Source organism: Curtobacterium sp. VKM Ac-2887 (assembly GCF_015350935.1).
Taxonomy (GTDB): domain Bacteria; phylum Actinomycetota; class Actinomycetes; order Actinomycetales; family Microbacteriaceae; genus Curtobacterium.
Map to the genome: position 1 here is coordinate 64010 of NZ_JADKSB010000003.1, position 17923 is coordinate 81932.

At 70.7% G+C, this 17923-nt stretch carries 15 protein-coding genes; 3 read left to right on the top strand and 12 right to left on the bottom strand.

Features of this window, described 5'->3' with window-relative positions; all coding sequences use genetic code 11:
* Positions 1–107 precede the first annotated feature (107 nt).
* Entirely contained in the window at positions 108–818 is a 711-nt protein-coding gene (locus ITJ69_RS04560) for a hypothetical protein (protein WP_194672129.1), read from the top strand.
* Here ITJ69_RS04560 and ITJ69_RS04565 read toward each other — a convergent pair.
* The 6 genes from ITJ69_RS04565 to ITJ69_RS04590 form a co-directional block, all read right to left on the bottom strand.
* Positions 815–2038: an ABC transporter permease gene (locus tag ITJ69_RS04565; RefSeq protein ID WP_123338725.1), complete on the bottom strand. Its 1224-nt coding sequence runs from the start codon at positions 2036–2038 to the stop codon at positions 815–817. The two genes, ITJ69_RS04560 and ITJ69_RS04565, sit on opposite strands and share 4 nt — an antisense overlap.
* Entirely contained in the window at positions 2035–2961 is a 927-nt protein-coding gene (locus ITJ69_RS04570; RefSeq protein WP_123338726.1) for an ABC transporter ATP-binding protein, read from the bottom strand. The genes ITJ69_RS04565 and ITJ69_RS04570 overlap by 4 nt, the downstream gene beginning before the upstream one ends.
* 145 nt (positions 2962–3106) lie before the next feature.
* Positions 3107–4768: a glycoside hydrolase family 13 protein gene (locus tag ITJ69_RS04575; RefSeq protein ID WP_194672232.1), complete on the bottom strand. Its 1662-nt coding sequence runs from the start codon at positions 4766–4768 to the stop codon at positions 3107–3109.
* A gap of 68 nt (positions 4769–4836) precedes the next feature.
* Positions 4837–5742 carry a carbohydrate ABC transporter permease gene (locus ITJ69_RS04580; RefSeq protein ID WP_123291961.1) on the bottom strand — a complete coding sequence of 302 codons (906 nt, stop codon included), beginning with the start codon at positions 5740–5742 and terminating at the stop codon, positions 4837–4839.
* Positions 5742–6689, bottom strand: coding sequence for a carbohydrate ABC transporter permease (locus ITJ69_RS04585; protein WP_123291962.1), 948 nt, complete (start codon positions 6687–6689; stop codon positions 5742–5744). The genes ITJ69_RS04580 and ITJ69_RS04585 overlap by 1 nt, the downstream gene beginning before the upstream one ends.
* A gap of 11 nt (positions 6690–6700) precedes the next feature.
* A complete protein-coding gene (locus tag ITJ69_RS04590; RefSeq protein WP_194672130.1) occupies positions 6701–7999 on the bottom strand; it encodes an ABC transporter substrate-binding protein in 1299 nt (432 codons plus the stop codon).
* Between the two features lie 132 nt (positions 8000–8131).
* Here ITJ69_RS04590 and ITJ69_RS04595 point away from each other — a divergent pair, with 132 nt between their 5' ends.
* On the top strand, positions 8132–9388 hold the full coding sequence (locus tag ITJ69_RS04595; protein ID WP_194672131.1) for an ROK family protein: 1257 nt from the start codon (positions 8132–8134) through the stop codon (positions 9386–9388).
* On the opposite strand, the gene ITJ69_RS04600 is transcribed toward ITJ69_RS04595, so the two are convergent.
* Both ITJ69_RS04600 and ITJ69_RS04605 read right to left on the bottom strand, forming a co-directional pair.
* Positions 9294–10022 carry an NUDIX hydrolase gene (locus ITJ69_RS04600; RefSeq protein WP_194672233.1) on the bottom strand — a complete coding sequence of 243 codons (729 nt, stop codon included), beginning with the start codon at positions 10020–10022 and terminating at the stop codon, positions 9294–9296. The genes ITJ69_RS04595 and ITJ69_RS04600 overlap by 95 nt on opposite strands.
* A 154-nt stretch (positions 10023–10176) precedes the next feature.
* The gene (locus ITJ69_RS04605; RefSeq protein ID WP_194672132.1) at positions 10177–11007 is read right to left on the bottom strand and encodes a siderophore-interacting protein; all 831 of its coding nucleotides are present in this window, start codon (positions 11005–11007) and stop codon (positions 10177–10179) included.
* A gap of 113 nt (positions 11008–11120) precedes the next feature.
* Here ITJ69_RS04605 and ITJ69_RS04610 point away from each other — a divergent pair, with 113 nt between their 5' ends.
* Positions 11121–11642, top strand: coding sequence for a hypothetical protein (locus tag ITJ69_RS04610; RefSeq protein ID WP_194672133.1), 522 nt, complete (start codon positions 11121–11123; stop codon positions 11640–11642).
* Between the two features lie 85 nt (positions 11643–11727).
* Here the strand turns inward: ITJ69_RS04610 and ITJ69_RS04615 are convergent, their stop codons facing one another.
* The 4 genes from ITJ69_RS04615 to ITJ69_RS04630 form a co-directional block, all read right to left on the bottom strand.
* On the bottom strand, positions 11728–12711 hold the full coding sequence (locus tag ITJ69_RS04615; protein WP_228504866.1) for a glycoside hydrolase family 16 protein: 984 nt from the start codon (positions 12709–12711) through the stop codon (positions 11728–11730).
* Positions 12712–12986: 275 nt separating this feature from the next.
* The gene (locus ITJ69_RS04620) at positions 12987–14180 is read right to left on the bottom strand and encodes an alpha-hydroxy acid oxidase (protein ID WP_123672509.1); all 1194 of its coding nucleotides are present in this window, start codon (positions 14178–14180) and stop codon (positions 12987–12989) included.
* Positions 14181–14308: 128 nt separating this feature from the next.
* Positions 14309–15787: a rhamnulokinase gene (locus tag ITJ69_RS04625; RefSeq protein ID WP_194672135.1), complete on the bottom strand. Its 1479-nt coding sequence runs from the start codon at positions 15785–15787 to the stop codon at positions 14309–14311.
* A gap of 51 nt (positions 15788–15838) precedes the next feature.
* Positions 15839–17923: a bifunctional aldolase/short-chain dehydrogenase gene (locus ITJ69_RS04630; RefSeq protein ID WP_194672136.1), complete on the bottom strand. Its 2085-nt coding sequence runs from the start codon at positions 17921–17923 to the stop codon at positions 15839–15841.

Sequence of the window (17923 nt, forward strand, 5' to 3'; positions counted from 1 at the left end):
CTGAACGGCCCGCCCACGCCGAGCCGGTCCACGCCGACCCGGCGTGGATGTGACGGCCCCCGGTCTGGGACGAGACAATGGGGTACCGCACACGATGGGATGGTCGGATGGAACCCCTGCACGGCGAACGCGTCGAGGACGATGAGTCCCTCGCCGAGCGCACCGTCCGCGGAGCGATCCGCGCCTACCGGCTGCACTCCTTCGACGCGGTCGACGCCTCGGTGGTGGCCGAGGTCGCGGGCATCCCGCTCGAGACCGTGGAGCGGTTGTTCCCCGCGTGGGAAGCCCTGTTGCTGGTGACGTACGACCGGTGGACGCAGCTGCGTGGCACCCGTCGGAAGACCCCGCCGGCGTGCACGATCGACCACGTCCGGCTGACCTTGGCCGAGGACGTCGCCGACCCGGGGCTCGTCCGCGTCCTCGCGGGCGTGATCACGGTCGCGAGTTCCGAGTCCGGCTTCGCCGAGCTGTTCCGCAAGCGCTTCGACGAGTACGTCGAGCAGCTCAGCAACGGTCTGCAGCGCGACTTCGACAACGGTGCCGAGGAGTCGGCGATCCCGTCCTACCAGGCGGCCACGCAGCTGCTCGCGGTGTACGAGGGGCTGCAGATCCAGATGCTCGTCCGGCCGCACATCGACGTCATGGTGGAGTTCGACCGGTCGGTCCGGACGCTCCGCCAGGGCTGGAAGCAGCACGAGCTGCCGTCGTGGGACCTCGACGCCGACGTCCCCGAGCGCGAGACGCCGCAGCGCCAGCGATCGGCGGAGCGCCAGCAGACCGCACGCGAACCCGAGCGGGAACCCCAGAGCCGTCCCTAGCGGGAGACCGACCGCCGCCGCCACGACACGATCTGTCGCAGCGTCACCTTCGACCCGTACTGCGCGACCGAGTGCCGGAACAGGTACTCGGCGAACCAGAGCAGCAGCCCGGCGGCGACGAACACCTCGACGATGCAGACCACCGACTCGACGACGCTCAGCGAGCCGACGGCGTTCCGCACCATGGCGGTGACGGGCGTGAACGTCGGGAAGTACGTGAAGAACGCGGCGACGGGCGACGTCGGGGTGGTCATCACGAAGAACGCCGCGTAGAGCGGGATGATCAGGGCGAAGATCGCCGCCGACTGCAGTGCCGAGGCGTCCTTGATCGACGGCACGGCGGCACCGACGGCGACGAACAGTCCGGACGCCAGCAGCACGCCGCCGACGAGCAGCAGCGCGCCGACGAGCATGCGCCACGGGTCGATCGTCAGCCCGCCGAGCTGCGAGGCGACGAGTGGCAGGACGGCGAGCATCCCGACCAGCCCCGGGATGACGAACACCCCGACCTGCACGAACCCGACGAGCAGCATCGCGATCACCTTGCCGCGGATCAGGTCGCCGGCGGTGACGGCGGTCAGGATCATCTCGGAGATGCGGTTCTCCTTCTCCTCGACCACGACGGTCACCATGCGTGCCGCGAGCAGGATGACGAGTCCGAAGAAGGCGGCGACGTACAGGAACGGCGGAACGATCGACAGCCATCCCGGCGCGACCTGCCCGTCGGCGTAGGTCGTGACGTCGGTGGCCGGTGGGGAACGCAGGAGCTCGACGGTCTCGGGGTCGTCGACGGTCGCGGCGACGCTCTGCTCGAGCACCCGTTCGGCGAGCGACGAGTAGCCACCGTTCGCGAACAGGCCGCGGTCGGCGGCATCGACGGTGATCGGCGAGGTCGAGGGGGAGGACGGGAACGAGATGAAGGCGTCGAGGTCCCCGGAACGCACGGCGGCGCGGTCGGCGTCGGCGTCGGTGGACGGCGACCCGCCCCACTTCGCCGCGACGGACTCGGACACCAGCCCGGAGTGGTCGACGTAGCGGAACGGGGTCTTCGTGGCCGACGAGCCCGAGACGACCGAGTCGGTGCCGGCTGCCTGTCCGATGCCGACGAGCAGGGACACGATGACGATGACGACCGGCAGTGCGAGGGTGCCGATCCAGAACGCGGGCTTCTTGACCGCGCGGACGAACTCGAACCGGACGACGGTGCCGAGGCGGCTCACGCTGCTGCCCCCGCGGCGGCGAGCGCGTCGTGGCCGTAGACCTGCACGAAGATCTCGTCGAGCGGGATCCGACGCATCTCGAACGCGGTGACGCGGACACCGTCCGCCACGAGCGCCGCGAGGATGTCGGCACCGTCCGGTGCTGCGGCGGACGTCGGCACGAGGTAGGCGACGTGCCCCTCGTGCCGCGCGAGCTTGTACAGCGGCGAGCGGGGGACCGGCCCGTCGAGGCCGACCCGGGCGACGGCACCGCCGAAGGCATCCTGCACGTCGGGGATCGACCCGTAGGCGGCGGCGGTGCCGTCCTTGAGCAGCAGGATCCGGTCGCAGAGCCGCTCGACCTCGTCCATGTGGTGGGTCACGAGGATGACGGTCGCGCCGTCGGCCTTCCGTTCGTCGACCAGGTCGAGCAGCAGCCGTCGGTTCACGGGGTCGAGGCCCTTCGTCGGTTCGTCGAGGATGAGCAGCCGCGGCCGGTCCATGATCGTGATGCCGAGCTGCACCTTCTGCTGCTGCCCGCCGGAGAGCTTGTCGACGCGGAGCTTGGCGCGATCGGCCAGACCAACGCGTGCCAGGTAGTCCATGCTCCAGGCCGTCGCCTCGGGGCCGCGCAGCCCGCGGAGCCGTCCGAAGTAGGACATCACGTCGATGACGGATTCCTTGCGGTAGAGCCCGCGCTCTTCCGGCAGGTACCCGATGCCACCGGTGGCGGGCCGGTAGGGCTGGCCGTCGATGGTCAGGGTGCCCGCGGTCGGGGTGGTGATGCCGAGCAGGGCGCGGATCGTCGTGGTCTTGCCGGAGCCGTTGCTGCCGAGCAGGCCGAACGTCTCGCCGGCGGCGACGTCGAACGACAGTCCGTCGACCACGTTCCGGTCCCCGAACCGCATGACGAAGTCCTGCACGCTGATCGTCGCCCCGCTCATGCGGCGACCCTACCGGCAGCGGCTGACGTCTCGGGTGCCGGTCGCGGCCCGAGATGGTGACCCCACGGCGGACGGGAGGCCCGGTGCCTGCCTGCACCGCGCCTCCCGTCCGTCACCTGGTCGCGTCCACGACGCGCACCCTGCGTCAGGAACGCAACCAGGCCGTCCCCACGCCCGTGAGGGCACCGTCTGCCACCGGTGCCGAGGCGAGCAGCAGCTCGCCGGCGGGGAGTTCGTAGGGCTCGTCACCGAACACCGTCACGCTCGTCCACCCGTTCGGGCGTCGGAACGCGAGCACGTCGTCGCGGCCGGTCTCGAGCCACTCCAGGTGCTCCTCGGACTGCAGCTGGCCGCGCAGCCCGAGGGCCTTCCGGTACAGGTTCAGGGTCGAGTCGGGGTCGGTGTCCTCGGCCTCGACGCTGGCGTCCGCGAACCACGCCGGCTGCGGCAGGTGCGCGGAGCCGGAGCCGAAGCCGAACGACGGGCCGGACCGGGTCCACGGGATCGGGACACGGCAGCCGTCGCGGCCGACGTCGACGCCCGGGTTCCGGAAGAACGCGGGGTCCTGGCGGTCGGCGTCGGGGATGTCGCCGACCTCGTGCAGACCGAGCTCCTCGCCCTGATACAGGTAGGCGGAGCCGGGCAGTGCGAGCTCGAGCAGGGTCGCGGCCTGCGCGCGGCGCAGCCCGAGCGAGCGGTCCAGCGCGTCCTGCGACCCACCGGCGAGCAGCCACTTGCCGCCCTGCTTGTCGGGGGAGCCGTTCCGCGCCGGCAGCGCGTAGCGGGTGGCGTGCCGGACGACGTCGTGGTTCGAGAACACCCACGTGGTCGACGAGCCGGACTGCTCGGCCAGACCGAGGTTGAACTCGATGATCTCCCTGAACGAACCGGCGTCGAAGTCGGCCTCGAGCAGGTCGAAGTTGAACGCCTGCCCCAGACCGTCGGCACTGGCGTACCGGGCGCGGCGGTCGGCGGCGACCCAGGCCTCGGCGACCGCGGTGCGTGCCGGGGTGTACTCGTTGAACACGGTCCGCCACTCGGCGTAGATCTCGTGCACGTCGTCGCGGTCCCACAGCGGGTGCGAGCCGTCCTTCGGGATCTCGGCGAGCTCCGCCCAGGTCGGCAGGGCTCCGGACGGCAGGTCCTTCGCGAGCCCGTGGGCGACGTCGATGCGGAAGCCGTCGACGCCACGGTCCGACCAGAAGCGCAGGGTGTGCAGGAAGTCGTCGCGGACCTCGCGGTTCGCCCAGTTCAGGTCGGGCTGCTCCTTGGCGAAGGAGTGCAGGTACCACTGGCCGTCGCCGACCGCGGTCCACGCCGGGCCGCCGAAGATCGAGATCCAGTCGGCCGGAGCCTGTTCGCCGGACGGCCCGGTGCCGTCGCGGAAGACGTAGCGGTCGCGGGCGGGGGAGCCCTTCGGAGCGGCGAGCGCCTCGCGGAACCACTCGTGCCGGTCGCTCGTGTGGTTCGGCACCACGTCGACGATCACCCGGATGCCGGCGGCGTGCAGCGCCTCGACCATCCGGTCGAAGTCGTCGAGCGTGCCGAGCTTCGGGTCGACGTCGCGGTAGTCGTCGACGTCGTAGCCGCCGTCGGCGAGGGCGGACGGGTAGAACGGGCTGAGCCAGACGGCCTCGACACCGAGCGACGCCAGGTACGGCACGCGCTCGGTGATGCCGGGCAGGTCGCCGATGCCGTCGCCGTTCGCGTCCGCGAAGGAGCGGGGGTAGATCTGGTAGACGCTCGCCTGGCGCCACCAGGTCTCGTCGGCGCTGGTGGTGGCGGGCTGGGCGAGGGTGTCGGTCACGACGGGCCTTTCGTGGTTCGTGGCGGTGTCGGTCGGTTCGGTCGTACCGGCCGGGTCGGTCGTCGTGCTCACTTGATGGCGCCCTGGGTCACACCGGCCATCACCCATCGCTGCGTGACGAGGTAGACGATGATCGCCGGGGCCATCGCCATCAGGTACGAGGCGAACGAGACGTTGTAGTTGTTGCTGAACTGGGTCTGGAACATCTGCTGCAGCACCGGCAGGGTCTGCAACGCCGGGTCCGAGGTGATCAGCGACGGCATCACGAAGTCGTTCCACGACGCCAGGAACGCGAAGATGCCGACGGTGGCGCTCATCGGTGCCAGCAGCGGGAACACGAGCCGCCAGAACACCTGGCCGGTGCTCGCGCCGTCGATGCGGGCGCTCTCCTCGAGCTCGGCCGGGATCGACCGCAGGAACGCGGTGAAGAGCAGCACGCTGAACGACAGCTGGAACATGACGTGCAGCAGCGCGACGCCGAACGGGTTGTCCAGGTGCGCGAGGCCGGTGAGCTTCACCTGCGACAGCGCGAGCACCGGGAACGGCAGGAACATGGCGGCGAGCAGGTAGAAGAACGACCAGCGGAACAGCCGGCGGTCCCAGTTCCGGGCGATCGCGAACGCCGTGAACGATGCGAGCAGGATCGTGCCGACGACGGTGATCGCGGCGACGAGCACCGAGACGCCGAACGCCCGCGGGAAGTCGGTGAGCTCCCACGCCTGCACGAAGCCGTCGACGCTGAACGGTGCCGGCAGCGAGAACGCGTTGCCGTCGACGGCCTGGCCGGTCGTCTTGAACGCCATCGTCAGGGTGACGTAGAGCGGTACCAGGATCGAGAGCGCGCAGAGCACGAGGACGACGGTGACGGGCCAGTTGGCGTTGCCGCCGCGGCGGCCGGCGGTCCGGTCGGCGTCGACCGATCTGATGCTGCCCGTCTTCGTCGTCCCCGGACGGAGGGGTGTCTGGATGGTCATCAGAGCGCTGCCTTCCCGCGGGTCGCCCGCAGCTGGATCACGGCGATGACGACCGCGATGATGAAGAAGATCGTGGCGTTGGCCATCTGGTAGGCGTAGTCGCCGCCGTTGAAGCCCTTGAAGATCGACATCGCGACGCTCGTGGTCGAGGTGCCGGGGCCACCGTCGGTCAGGCCGACGATGATGTCGTACGAGTTCAGGAAGTTCTTGAACCCGATCACCAGGTTGATCAGGATGTAGCCGGCCGTCAGCGGTGCGGTGATCGAGATCAGCTGCCGCCACGCGCTCGCGCCGTCGAGGGCAGCTGCCTCGTAGACCTCGCCGGGGATGGACAGCACCCCGGCGATGTAGATGAGGAGCGTCGACGGGATCGCCTGCCACGCGGTGACGATCACGATGGCGACCCACGCCAGGTCGGGGTTCGCCAGGATGCTCTGCTCGAGCGGACCGAAGCCGATCGCACTGGCCAGGGCCGGCAGGCTGTTCGCGAACAGGAACGAGAACACGTACGCGATGACGATGCCCGAGATGACCATCGGCAGCACGAACACCGCGCGGAGGGCGATCTTGCCGCGGATCTTCGACGTCAGCGCGATGGCGAGCAGGAACGCGATCGCGTTGACGACGATCACGGTGACGAGCGAGAACCCGAGGGTGAACAGGTACGCCTGCAGGATCGCGGGGTCGGAGAACACCGCGACGTAGTTCGTGAGCCCGATGAAGCGGAACTCACCGAAGCCGACGGAGTTCGTGAAGCTGAGCACGATGCCCATCACGGCCGGCAGCGTGATGGCGAGCGTGAAGAGCAGCAGGGTGGGGAGCAGGAAGGCGAGGAAGAGCGGTTCGATCCGCTTCCGCTTGTGGGTGACGGACGGGAGGCCCGGGGCGGCTCCGCCACGTCGGCGGCGGTCCGCCGTCGTGATGGCTTCGGTGGTCGTGGTTGCCATGGGACGTCTCCTTACGCGGCCGTGCGGAGCGCGAGACGCGCCCAGTCGGCGTCGAGGGTGCGGAGCTGGCGCTGCGGATCGCCTCCGAAGGCGATCGACTGCGCGTAGTTCGCGACCGGGATCTCGGCGGGGATGAGCTGCGACGCACCGAGGTAGAAGGCGGCGTCGTCGTAGTACGACTGCATGCCGGTCAGCGCCGGGTTCGACGCCGGGGGAGCGTCCTTCCGGACACCGAAGCCGTTGTTGTCGGCGTTGTACTTGTCGTTGACCTTCGACTGCATCAGGAACGTCAGGAACTCGCGGGCGGCCTCCTGCTTGCGGGACGCCTCCGGGATCCAGAGCGCCAGGTCGACGTTCACCCGCACCTTGTTGTCCGCGGCGTGGTCGGTGACGGGCAGCGGGAACGTGCCGAGGTCCATGTCCTTGTTCGTCTTGGCGATCTCGCCGAGCGCCCACGGCCCCTGCAGGTACATCGCGGCCTTGCCCTGTGCGAACGCGAGGTTGCCGTCGCCGTAGCCGCGGCTGGCGGCACCGTCCTGGTGCCATGCGCGCAGCTGGGTCATGCGCTCCATCGGCGTCCGGAGGTCCTTCTCGAACGACACCGACGAGTCCTTGCCGACGCTCGTGCCCTCGCGTCGCAGTGCGTCGAACGTCTTCGGGGTGTCGATCGCACCGCCGACCGTGTAGTCGAACATGCCCTGCGCGATCGTCCAGTTGTCCTTGAACGTCCCGTAGATCGGGGCGATGCCGGCCTGCTGCAGCCGCCCGCAGAGATCGGCGAACTCGCTCCAGGTGGTGGGCACCTCGAGTCCCTGCTCGGCGAACAGCGCCTTGTTGTAGATCACCGAGGCGGCGGTCACCGAGTACGGCAGCGCGCTCTTGCGACCCGGGTAGTCGGCGGTCTGCTGCATGAGCGGCCACAGGTCCGGGTTGATCGTGTCGGCCTGCGGCAGGTCGGAGAGGTCCGTCAGGGCTCCGTGCTCGACGAACGGCACGACCGAGAAGTTGTAGTTCCAGCAGCCGAGGTCCGGCGGTCGGTTCCGGACGAAGTTCGCGGACATGCTCGAGGTCGAGTCGCGGACGACCCGCACCTTCGACTGGCTGTCGTGGAACTGCGCGATGACGCCGTCGAAGTACCCGATGACCTCGGGCTTCGAGACGTAGAACGTGATGGTCTCCGGCTTGGCGCTCGAGGACCCGATCGGGGCGCACCCGGCGAGCGCGAGGCCCGCCCCGATGCCGCCGGCTCCGAGCAGGAACGAGCGTCGGCTCACCGATGCCGCAGTCCTGGTCGTGGCGTGTGGTTGCACGTCGTCTCCGTCCGTCCGGACCCGGCAGCCCTGCCGTTCCGTCCTGCGATCGGCTCCGATGCCGACCGCGAGACTAAATCTAGCGACAAAATCTAATTACGCAAGGAACTCGTTGCGCGATAAGGTCACGGCATGCCGCCACCCCGTCGAACGAGCGCCGAGACACTGCTCGCGCACGCCTTCGACGCTGGCGCCTTCACCGCGACCGAAGCCATCGACGCCACCGGCCTGACCCGCTCGACCGTGCTGGCCGCGTGCGAGGAACTCGTCCGGCTCGGCTGGCTCCACGAGCTCGACGACGCCCGTGCCGCCGGGGAGTACCGGATCGGCCGGCCCGCCCGTCGCTACGAACTCGACACCGCCGCCGGGGTCGTCGTCGGCGTGGACGCCGGACAGCACCGGGTCACCGCCATCGTCGCCGACCTGCGCGGCACCGTGCTCGGTCGCGCCGAGGGGGCGCTCGGTGAGTCGGGACTCGAGGTCCCCGTCCGGCTCGCAGTCCTCGCCGACACCGTGGACGACGCGCTCGCCGCCGCCGGAGCCGGCCGCTCCCGCGTCCTGGTCACCGTCGTCGGCATCCCCGCGCCGGTCGACGCCGGCGGGGCATCGCCGGACGACGGCGGCTTCTGGGACCGGATGAACCCGGGCTTCGCCGGCGCCGTCCCGCACGGCCGCGTCGTCGTCGAGAACGACGCGAACCTCGCCGCGCTCGCCGAGCGGCCGTCCTCGGGGGACGCCTCGTTCGCCGCACTGCTCTCCGGCGAGCGGTTCGGCAGCGGCCTCGTGGTCGACGGTGTGCTGCTCCGCGGTGCCCACGGCGGCGCGGGGGAGATGCGTGTGCTCGACATCGTCCAGGGCGTCGGGTCGTCGGACGGCATCGGCGCGACGGCGCGGACGCTGGTCGCCGAGGCCGTCGCTGCGGGCGAGGTCCGGCCGGGCAGTCCGCTCGCGGTGGACGCCGGTGCCTCCGCCGTGTTCCGCGCGGCGCAGGACGGCGACACCGTGGCGTTGGCGATCGTCGACCGCCTCGGCGACCGACTGGCCCGCGTCTGCGTCCTGCTCGCCAGCCTGCTCGACATCGACCGCGTGGTGGTCGCCGGTGCGATCGCCCAGCCGGCGGTCGCCGTCATCGACCGTGCCCGCGCGCTGCTCGACGGCTGGCACTTCGACCCCGTGCCCGACCTGGTGGCGTCGACGCTCGGCGGCGACGTCGTCGTCATCGGGGCCGTCGCCCACGCGGTGGACGCGGTCCGTGCCGACCCGCTGTCGTTCCCCCTGGGCGGTACCGACCGGCTCAGTGTCGACGATCGAGCGGCAGTTCCCGCTCCCGATCCCAGTCCTCGGTCCACCCGAGCCGGTCGAACAGCGCATCCAGCAGCATCGCGGTGAACCCCCACACCAGGTGGTCGTCGTGGTGGTCGTCGTCGTCGTGGTCGCCGTGCTCCGCATCGACGGTGAAGCCCGGCCCGCGCCACTCCTGACCACCGCGTCGGATCACCGTGACCCCGCGGTTCGCCGGGTCGAGCAGGTCCGCCACGGGGACCCGGAACACCGCGGCCGACTCGCGCTCGTCGACGACCCGGATCGGAGACGGCTCGCGCCACCACCCCAGCACCGGGCGCACCAGGTGGTTCGAGAACGCCAGCGGCACCGCGGGCAGCGTGCCGAGGACCTCGACGCCCGTCGGGTCGAGCCCGGTCTCCTCGTGTGCTTCGCGGAGGGCTGCGGCGACGGCGTCGGCATCGCCCCGGTCGATCCGTCCGCCGGGGAACGCGACCTCGCCCGGGTGCGCGCGCAGGGTCGTGGCGCGCGCGAGCAGCAGGACGTCCAGGTCGCGCGGGACGTCGGCGGCGACGGCCGGGCGGTCGCTCGGGGCGCGGTCGAGCGTGCCGAAGAGCATCAGGACGGCGGCGTGCCGCGGGGTGGACGAACCGGTGAGTTCGCCCGCCACGGGCCCGGCATCCGCCCACCCGTTCGCTGCGACGGTCGCGAGTGCCGCCCGTGCTCGCCCCTCGTCGCCCATCACCCGCCCACCCTAGGCGCGCGGCGCTGGTGGCCGTGCGCCGTGCTTCGTGCTTCGTGCGTCCGCGCCGTGCTTCGTGAGCAGAAATGGTCGGGTCGGGAATCGGCACTCGACCATTCCTGCTCACGAAGTCGCCGGAGGTGCCCGAACGCAGTCAGCCGGACCGGCCCGCGCGCCAGTACCCGGTGAAGGCGATCCGCTCCTTCGGGATGCCCGCGCCGACCCAGTGCCGTCGTGCTCCGCCGGCGAGGGACTGCTCGCCGGCGACCCAGGCAGCGTGGTCGGGGCTCACCGACGATCGGGTGACCGCGTCGAGCGCCGCGGCTCCGGGACGTCGACCGGGTTCGCGGGTGATCCACGTCACGTCGATGCCGGTCGGCGCATCGATGGTCCGCACGTCGGCGTCCGTCGGGACCTCGAGGATCGCGGTGCCCTTGGTCGAACGGGGGAGCGACTCGAGGATCCCGGCTGCAGCGGGCAGGGCGCTCTCGTCCGCGACGATCACGATCGGACGACCGAGGGCGTCCCGGTCGAAGCCGATGCCCTCGTCGATGAGCCCGGCCACGTCGCCGGGCTGTGCGCCGAGTGCCCACCCAGCCGCGGTCGGCCCGGTCGGTGCGTGGTCGTCGCCACTGCCGTGCACCACGAAGTCGACGTCGAGCTCGTCGCCCTGGTGCAGTCGGCGGAGGCTCCGCACGGTGTAGCTGCGGAGGATCGGTCGGCTCGCCTTCGCCACCGTCAGGAACTTCAGGTAGCTCACCGTGTCGAGCTTCTGCGGGGCCCGCGCGAGGTCACCGCCGTCCACCGGCAGGAACAGACGGAACCACTGGTCGTAGCCCATGTGGGTGAATCGGCTCAGGTCGTCGCCGCCGAACACCACGCGGACGAAGGACGGCGAGATCCGTTCGGTCCGCACGACGCGCAGGGTGAGGAGCTCGATGCGTTCCGGCTTCGTGCGGGTCGCCTGCATGTTCGTCCGTGCCATGTAGGTAAGGCTAACCTAACTAAACCTTCGGTGGGATGGTTCAGTCGACTCCCGGGAGTCGTCGGCATGGTGGAGGAACCGAGGAGCACTCGAACATTCGATGAGGAGACACCGTGGACCGCTTCCGAAGGCTGCCGCTGCCGGCGCTGCTGCCCATCCTGTTCGTGCTGGTCGGCGGACTGTACTTCGCCATCGGTCTGATTTCGAACCCCGACGGTGCCGGTCTGGCCGCCCGCGCGATCGGATCGCTCTTCTCCGCCGTCTTGATGACGGTGTTCTTCGGCTTCCTCATCGCCTACCGTCGCCGCCGAGCGGGTGGCACCGAGGGTGCTGCCGCGATCCAGCGAGCGGTGCGCTCCGGAGACCTGCCGGACGACGTCGACCACGTCGTGTGGACCCGCGAGCTCGAGTCGACCCGCAAGCGGTACCGGAACAACCGGGTCATCGTCCCGATCATGGTCGTCGTCTTCGCGGCCTTCTCGGTCTGGGCAGCTCTGACGGTCAGTCCGTTCTGGTGGGCGATCCTGGTGCTGTTCGTGGGGATGTGCGCGTACTCCGTCTGGGAGACCCGACGGGCACTGCGGAACATCGACCACCTGCTGACCACCCTGCGCGGAACCTGGACCGTGCGCTGACGTCGCGAGCCTGATCCAGTGAGCAGAAGACGTCGGGTCCCTGGTGGGGACCCGACGTCTTCTGCTCACTCAGTGGGCCGAACGCTCACTCCGTGGTGGAGACCCAATCGATGAGCAGGTTGCCCTGGTCGCCCCAGTTGCCGACCTGGAACATGAAGCGGTGCGGGGTCGTCGGTACGTCGTGGGTGATCGTGTCGAGGACCTTGCCGTCGACGCTGTAGGTGACCGACTCTCCGGGCACCCAGTCCACCGTGTAGGTGTGCCAGTCGCGCCACGAGACGCCGGTGCCGATCTGGACGCGGTCGGCTTCCTTGCCCGGGGTCATCGAGTGGTGGAAGGCCGAGGGGCTGTCCTCGAAGTTGCCCTCGGGGAAGTCGATCTCGCCGTCGGACCAGGTGCCCGACGTCGGCCACAGCATGAACGCCGCGCCGTTGCCGTCTCCACCGGTCGCCTTGGCGCGGACGGAGAACGAGCCGCCGACGTGGTCCCATGCTCCGGCGGAGGAGCCGAACGTGCCGGCCGCCCCCGCTCCGGTGCCGAGGGCGACGTCCATCACGCCGTCGTGCACCGAGACGGTCTTGCTCGGTGCGTAGATGCCGGAGGTGCCGTCGGGGTAGGGCTGCCACGACTCCGGGTAGAGCCGTGAGACGAGGCCGGTGACGGCGTCGGTGGTGAAGTCCTCGACGAACGAGGCGGCTGGCGCAGCGGAGGTGTCGGCGACCTCGTTCTGCGGTTCGGCCGCGTCGTCGGCGTCCGGCTCCGCGGCTTCGGCGTCGTCGGTGGGCGCAGCCGCCTCGGGTTCTGCGGTCGGGGTGGTGTCCTCGATCGGCGCGGCCTCGGCGGTCGGCGCGGGCGTCTCCGTCGGCGTCGTGTCCGACTCCTCGTCGTCGGACGGGGCCGGGGTCGCAGTGTCCGAGGGGGTGGGCGTGGGGGTCACCGGGGCGTGCTGCCCGTGGCGGTGTCCGCCCCAGCCCCACCAGCTGTCAGCGGAGGCGGCGGAGGCGGTGGGGACTCCGAGTGCCAGGCAACCGGCGGTCGCTGCCGCCAGGATCGCGCGACGGCGGCTCATCGGGTGTGCCGTTCGGTGGTGGAGGTGATGGGCGTGGTGGTCGCGGGGGTCGTGCCGCGCGTGGGCGTGCACGTGCTTCGGGTCGAGATGTCGGGCTCCTCGGGGTGCTCGGGCGCAGGATGCGGGGAGGGGACGGCGCGCCAGGGGGCAGGATGCCGAGGGGTTCGGTGACGCGTCCACGGACATCTTGCATCATTTGTGCCCCGTTCGGGGGTAATCGCCCGAATCGGCACTCGAACGCGCGGTGAACGGCGGGCAGCCCGCTGCCCGCAGCCTCAGCCGCGCGGTACCGGCTGCAACCGCTGCAGCTGCGTCACGTGCCCGGGCTCGAGCTCGTCGAGCGACGTGACCCCGAGCAGCCGCATCGTGCGCTCGATCTGCTCCGACAGGATCTGGATCATCCGGTCGACACCGGCCTCGCCGCCCGCCATCAGCCCGTACAGGTACGCCCGGCCGACCATCGTGAACTTCGCACCGAGCGCCACGGCGGCGACGATGTCCGCGCCCGACATGATGCCGGTGTCGAGGTGCACCTCGGTGTCCATGCCGACCTCCTTGACCACGGAGGGCAGCAGGTGGAACGGCACGGGTGCGCGGTCGAGCTGGCGTCCGCCGTGGTTCGACAGCGTGATCCCGTCGACGCCCATGTCCGCCAGGCGACGCGCATCGGCCAGGGACTGCACGCCCTTCACGACGACCTTGCCCTTCCACTGGTCGCGGATCCACGCGAGGTCCTCGTAGGTGACGGTCGGGTCGAACATGTGGTCGAGGAGCTCCCCGACGGTGCCGGACCACCGGTCGAGCGACGCGAACGCCAGCGGTTCGGTGGTCAGGAAGTCGAACCACCACCACGGCCGCGGGATGGCGTTCAGCACGGTCCGGGCGCTGAGCTGCGGCGGGATCGAGAAGCCGTTGCGCTTGTCCCGCAGACGCGCGCCGGCGACGGGCACGTCCACGGTGACGAGCAGCGTGTCGAACCCGGCCTTCTCGGCGCGGGAGACCAGCGCCATCGACTTCTCGCGGTCCTTCCACATGTACAGCTGGAACCAGTTGCGGCCGTTCGGGTTGGCGTCGCGGACGTCCTCGATGGCCGTGGTGCCCATGGTGGAGAGTGAGAACGGGATGCCCGCGCGTCCGGCTGCCCGGGCACCGGCACGCTCGCCCTCGGTCTGCATCATGCGCGTGAACCCGGTGGGGGCGATGCCGAACGGGTACGCGACCGGCGCACCCAGCACCGAGCGCGAGGTGTCCACGGACGACACGTCGCGCAGGATCGCGGGCGTGAACTCGATGTCCTCGAACGCCTGGCGGGCGCGCGCGAGCGAGATCTCGGCCTCGGCGGCGCCCTCGGTGTAGTCGAACGCGGCCTTCGGCGTGCGGCGGGCGGCGATGTCGCGCAGGTCCCAGATCGTCAGGGCCTGTTCGAGGCGCTGACGCCGACCGGGCAGCGAAGGCTTCTTGAACTGCATGAGCGGCGCGAGGTCACGCACGGTCGGCAGCTGCCGCTTGATCGGGGTCCGCCGGGCCGACGGTGTGCCCGGGGTGGCTGCCGGTGCGCCCGTGGCGGGGTCGACGCGGTGCTGGTCGTCGGTCGAGGTCATACAGACATCCTACGTCTCGAGGTGGATTGGCGGAGGGAAGCGTCGGAGGAACGCGGGGCGTACCGGACGGGCTCGACGGTGCGCGCGATCGTCGCGCGCAGGGCCTCGAGCGATGCGCCGCGCAGGCCGCCGAGTCCGGCTGCCCGCGCCTGCACCAGGATGTTGCCCAGCGCTGTCGCCTCGACGGGCCCGGCCAGGACGGGCACCCCGGTGCGGTCGGCCGTCAGCTGGCAGAGCAGCCGGTTCTGCGATCCGCCGCCGACGATGTGTACCTGTCGGACGTCTTTGCCCGTGATGGTGCCGATCGTTGCAAGTGTCTCCGCGTACGCGGCGGCCAGCGACTCGAGGATCGAGCGCACGAACTCGGCCCGCGATGCGGGCGCTCTGAGCCCGTGGTCGCCGCACCAGGCGGCGATGCGCGCGGGCATGTCGCCAGGCGCCGTGAACGACTCGTCGGCGGGGTCGAAGACGGGGACCGGGGCCGTGACGGCCGCGGCGGAGGCGAGCAGGGCCTCCAGGTCGATGCTCGCGCCGTCACGTTCCCAGGTGCGGACGCTCTCGGAGAGCAACCACAGTCCGGACACGTTCTTCAGGAACCGGACGCGGCCGTCGACCCCGCCCTCGTTGGTGCAGTTCGCGTCGCGCGCCGCGTCCGACAGGACGGGTGCGTCGAGCTCGACGCCGACGAGTGACCAGGTGCCGGAGGAGATGTACGCGAAGTCCGGTTCGGTCGCGGGGACCGCGACGACGGCGGAGGCCGTGTCGTGCGAGCCGACGAGTGTGACGGGTGCCTGCCCGCCGACGGCGTCGGCGACGGACGGCAGCAGTGGCCCGAGTCGGTCGCCCGGGTCACGCAGGGTGGGCAGGAGGCCGGCCGGGAGGCCCGCAGCAGCCCGCAACGCCGGGTCCCACCCGCGGGTCGTCGCGTTCAGGACCCCGGTCGTCGACGCGTTCGTGCGCTCGGCCGCCTCGACACCGGTGAGCCAGTAGCCGAGCAGGTCGGGGACGAGCAGCGCCCGCTGCGCGAGCTGCAGCGACGGGTCGGCAGCGAACTGGAACACCGTGTTGAAGGGCAGGTGCTGCAGGCCGTTCCGTGCGTACAGCTCGGCCGCGTCCATCCGTCGGTGCACGCGGTCGACGCCGCCCTCGTGCCGCTCGTCGCGGTAGTGGTACGGCAGCCCGAGCAGCCGACCGTCGCGCAGCAGGCCGTAGTCCACCGCCCACGAGTCGATGCCGATGCTGACGATCGCCGGGTGCGTGGCGAACGCCTGACGGAGGCCGTCGGTCACCTGTCGGTGGAGCTCGACGACGTCCCAGTGCAGGGCCTCGCGGTCGTGCTCGTGCAGGGTCACGGGGCCGTTCGGGAACCGGGCGACGTGCTCCATCCGGACGCCGTCGGTGTCGACGTGCCCGAGGATCACGCGGCCGCTGGTGGCCCCGAGGTCGACGGCGGCGACGGTGCCGCTGGTGGACATGCTCTTACCTCTTGTCGGACATCAGCTTGTCGTGCATCAGCTTGTCGTTCATCAGCGCAGGAACGCGGCGGCGACACCCGCGTCGACGGGCACGTGCAAACCGGTCGTGTGCGAGAAGTCGTCGGTGCAGATGGCGTAGACGGCGTTCGCGACGTTCTCCGGGACGACCTCGCGCTTGAGGATGGTGCGCTGGGCGTAGAACGCGCCGAGGTCCTGCTCCTCGATGCCGTAGGTCTTCGCGCGGTTCGCTCCCCAGCCGCTCGCGAAGATCCCCGAGCCACGGACGACACCGTCGGGGTTGATCCCGTTGACGCGGACGCCGTGCTCGCCGAGCTCCGCCGCCAACAACCGGACCTGGTGCGCCTGGTCGGCCTTCGTCGCCGAGTACGCGATGTTGTTCGGACCGGCGAACACCGAGTTCTTCGACGAGATGTAGACGATGTCGCCGCCGAGGCCCTGCTCGATGAGGACCTTCGCCGCCGCCTTGGACACCAGGAACGACCCCTTCGCCATGACGTCGTGCTGCAGGTCCCAGTCCTGTTCGGTGGTCTCGAGCAGGCTCTTGCTGAGGGAGAGTCCGGCGTTGTTGACGACGAGGTCGAGGCCGCCGAAGTGCAGCAGCGTCTCTTGGATGGCCTGCTCGATCTCCGCTGCGGACGTCACGTTCGCCGCGACGCCGATGGCCCTGTCCGTGTTCCCGATCTCCGCGGCAGCGTCTTGCGCCTTCGCCAGGTCGAGGTCGGCGATGACGACCGCGGCACCCTCGGCGGCCAGGCGCTTCGCGATCGCCTTGCCGATGCCGCTCGCGGCTCCGGTGACCAAGGCGATGCGGGTGGCGAGCTTCTTGGGGGCCGGCATCCGCTGCAGCTTCGCCTCTTCGAGGGCCCAGTACTCGATGCGGAACTTCTCGGCCTCGTCGATGGGGGCGTAGGTGCTGAGCGACTCGGCACCGCGCATGACGTTGATCGCGTTGACGTAGAACTCCCCGGCGACGCGGGCGGTCTGGGCGTCCTTGCCGTACGAGAACATCCCGACGCCGGGCACCAGCACGATGAGCGGGTCGGCGCCGCGGATCGCGGGGGAGTCCGGGTTCGCGTGGCGGTCGTAGTAGGCCTGGTAGTCCGCGCGGTACTGCTCGTGGAGTTCGTGCAGGCGGGCGGTCTGCTCGTCGACGCTCGCGGTGGCGGGCAGGTCGAGGATGAGGGGCTTCACCTTGGTGCGCAGGAAGTGGTCGGGGCAGCTCGTGCCGAGCGCGGCGAGCTCCTCGGCGCGCGACGACGCCAGGAACTCGAGCACGACATCGCTGTCGGTGAAGTGACCAACCATCGGCTTGTCGTGCCCGGCGATGCCGCGGATCGTCGGGGCGAGGGCGGCGGCGCGCTGCCTCCGCGCCTCGGTCGGCAGCGCCTCGAAGCCTGCCCGGGACCCGCCGAACGGGTCGGCCTTCCCGTGCTCCGCGATGTACTGCTCGGCGGTGTCGATGATCCAGCGCGAGTTCGCCTCGGCCTCGGCAGAGGTGTCGCCCCACGCCGTGATGCCGTGGCCACCGAGGATCGTGCCGATCGCCTGCGGGTTGTCCCGCTTGATCGCGGCGATGTCCAGCCCGAGCTGGAACCCGGGTCGGCGCCACGGCACCCACACCACCGTGTCGCCGAAGATCGTCGACGTCAGAGTCGGTCCGTCCGCCGCCGTCGCGATGGCGATGCCGGCGTCCGGGTGCAGGTGGTCGACGTGCGCGGCGTCGACCAGGGCGTGCATCGCCGTGTCGATGGACGGAGCGGCACCGCCCTTGCCGTGCAGCGTGTAGTCGAACGCGGCGACCATCTCGTCCTCGCGCTCCACCCCCGGGTAGACGTCCTGGAGGGCACGGACGCGGTCGACGCGCAGGACTGCGAGGCCCGTCGGGGTGAGGGTGCCGAGGTCGCCCCCGGAGCCCTTCACCCAGAGCAGCTCCACCGGCTCGCCCGTGACCGGGTCGGTGTCGGTGCCCTTCGCCGAGGTGTTCCCGCCGGCGTAGTTCGTGATCCGCGGATCCGAGCCGAGCGCGTTCGAGCGCGCGATGAGCGCACTGATCGTGGTGTCTGCGTCGGTGCCGTGCGTTGCGGGGTCCACCCGAGCCTCCAGTGTGTGTGCCAT

What these genes read in the sequence shown, in the direction of transcription:
- ITJ69_RS04560 (WP_194672129.1), top strand. Translation starts at nt 108, where the DNA reads ATGGAACCCCTGCACGGCGAACGCGTCGAGGACGATGAGTCCCTCGCC.
- ITJ69_RS04570 (WP_123338726.1), bottom strand. Translation starts at nt 2,961, where the DNA reads ATGAGCGGGGCGACGATCAGCGTGCAGGACTTCGTCATGCGGTTCGGG.
- ITJ69_RS04580 (WP_123291961.1), bottom strand. Translation starts at nt 5,742, where the DNA reads ATGACCATCCAGACACCCCTCCGTCCGGGGACGACGAAGACGGGCAGC.
- ITJ69_RS04585 (WP_123291962.1), bottom strand. Translation starts at nt 6,689, where the DNA reads ATGGCAACCACGACCACCGAAGCCATCACGACGGCGGACCGCCGCCGA.
- ITJ69_RS04595 (WP_194672131.1), top strand. Translation starts at nt 8,132, where the DNA reads ATGCCGCCACCCCGTCGAACGAGCGCCGAGACACTGCTCGCGCACGCC.
- ITJ69_RS04600 (WP_194672233.1), bottom strand. Translation starts at nt 10,022, where the DNA reads ATGGGCGACGAGGGGCGAGCACGGGCGGCACTCGCGACCGTCGCAGCG.
- ITJ69_RS04605 (WP_194672132.1), bottom strand. Translation starts at nt 11,007, where the DNA reads ATGGCACGGACGAACATGCAGGCGACCCGCACGAAGCCGGAACGCATC.
- ITJ69_RS04615 (WP_228504866.1), bottom strand. Translation starts at nt 12,711, where the DNA reads ATGAGCCGCCGTCGCGCGATCCTGGCGGCAGCGACCGCCGGTTGCCTG.
- ITJ69_RS04620 (WP_123672509.1), bottom strand. Translation starts at nt 14,180, where the DNA reads ATGCAGTTCAAGAAGCCTTCGCTGCCCGGTCGGCGTCAGCGCCTCGAA.
- ITJ69_RS04625 (WP_194672135.1), bottom strand. Translation starts at nt 15,787, where the DNA reads ATGTCCACCAGCGGCACCGTCGCCGCCGTCGACCTCGGGGCCACCAGC.
- ITJ69_RS04630 (WP_194672136.1), bottom strand. Translation starts at nt 17,923, where the DNA reads ATGGCACACACACTGGAGGCTCGGGTGGACCCCGCAACGCACGGCACC.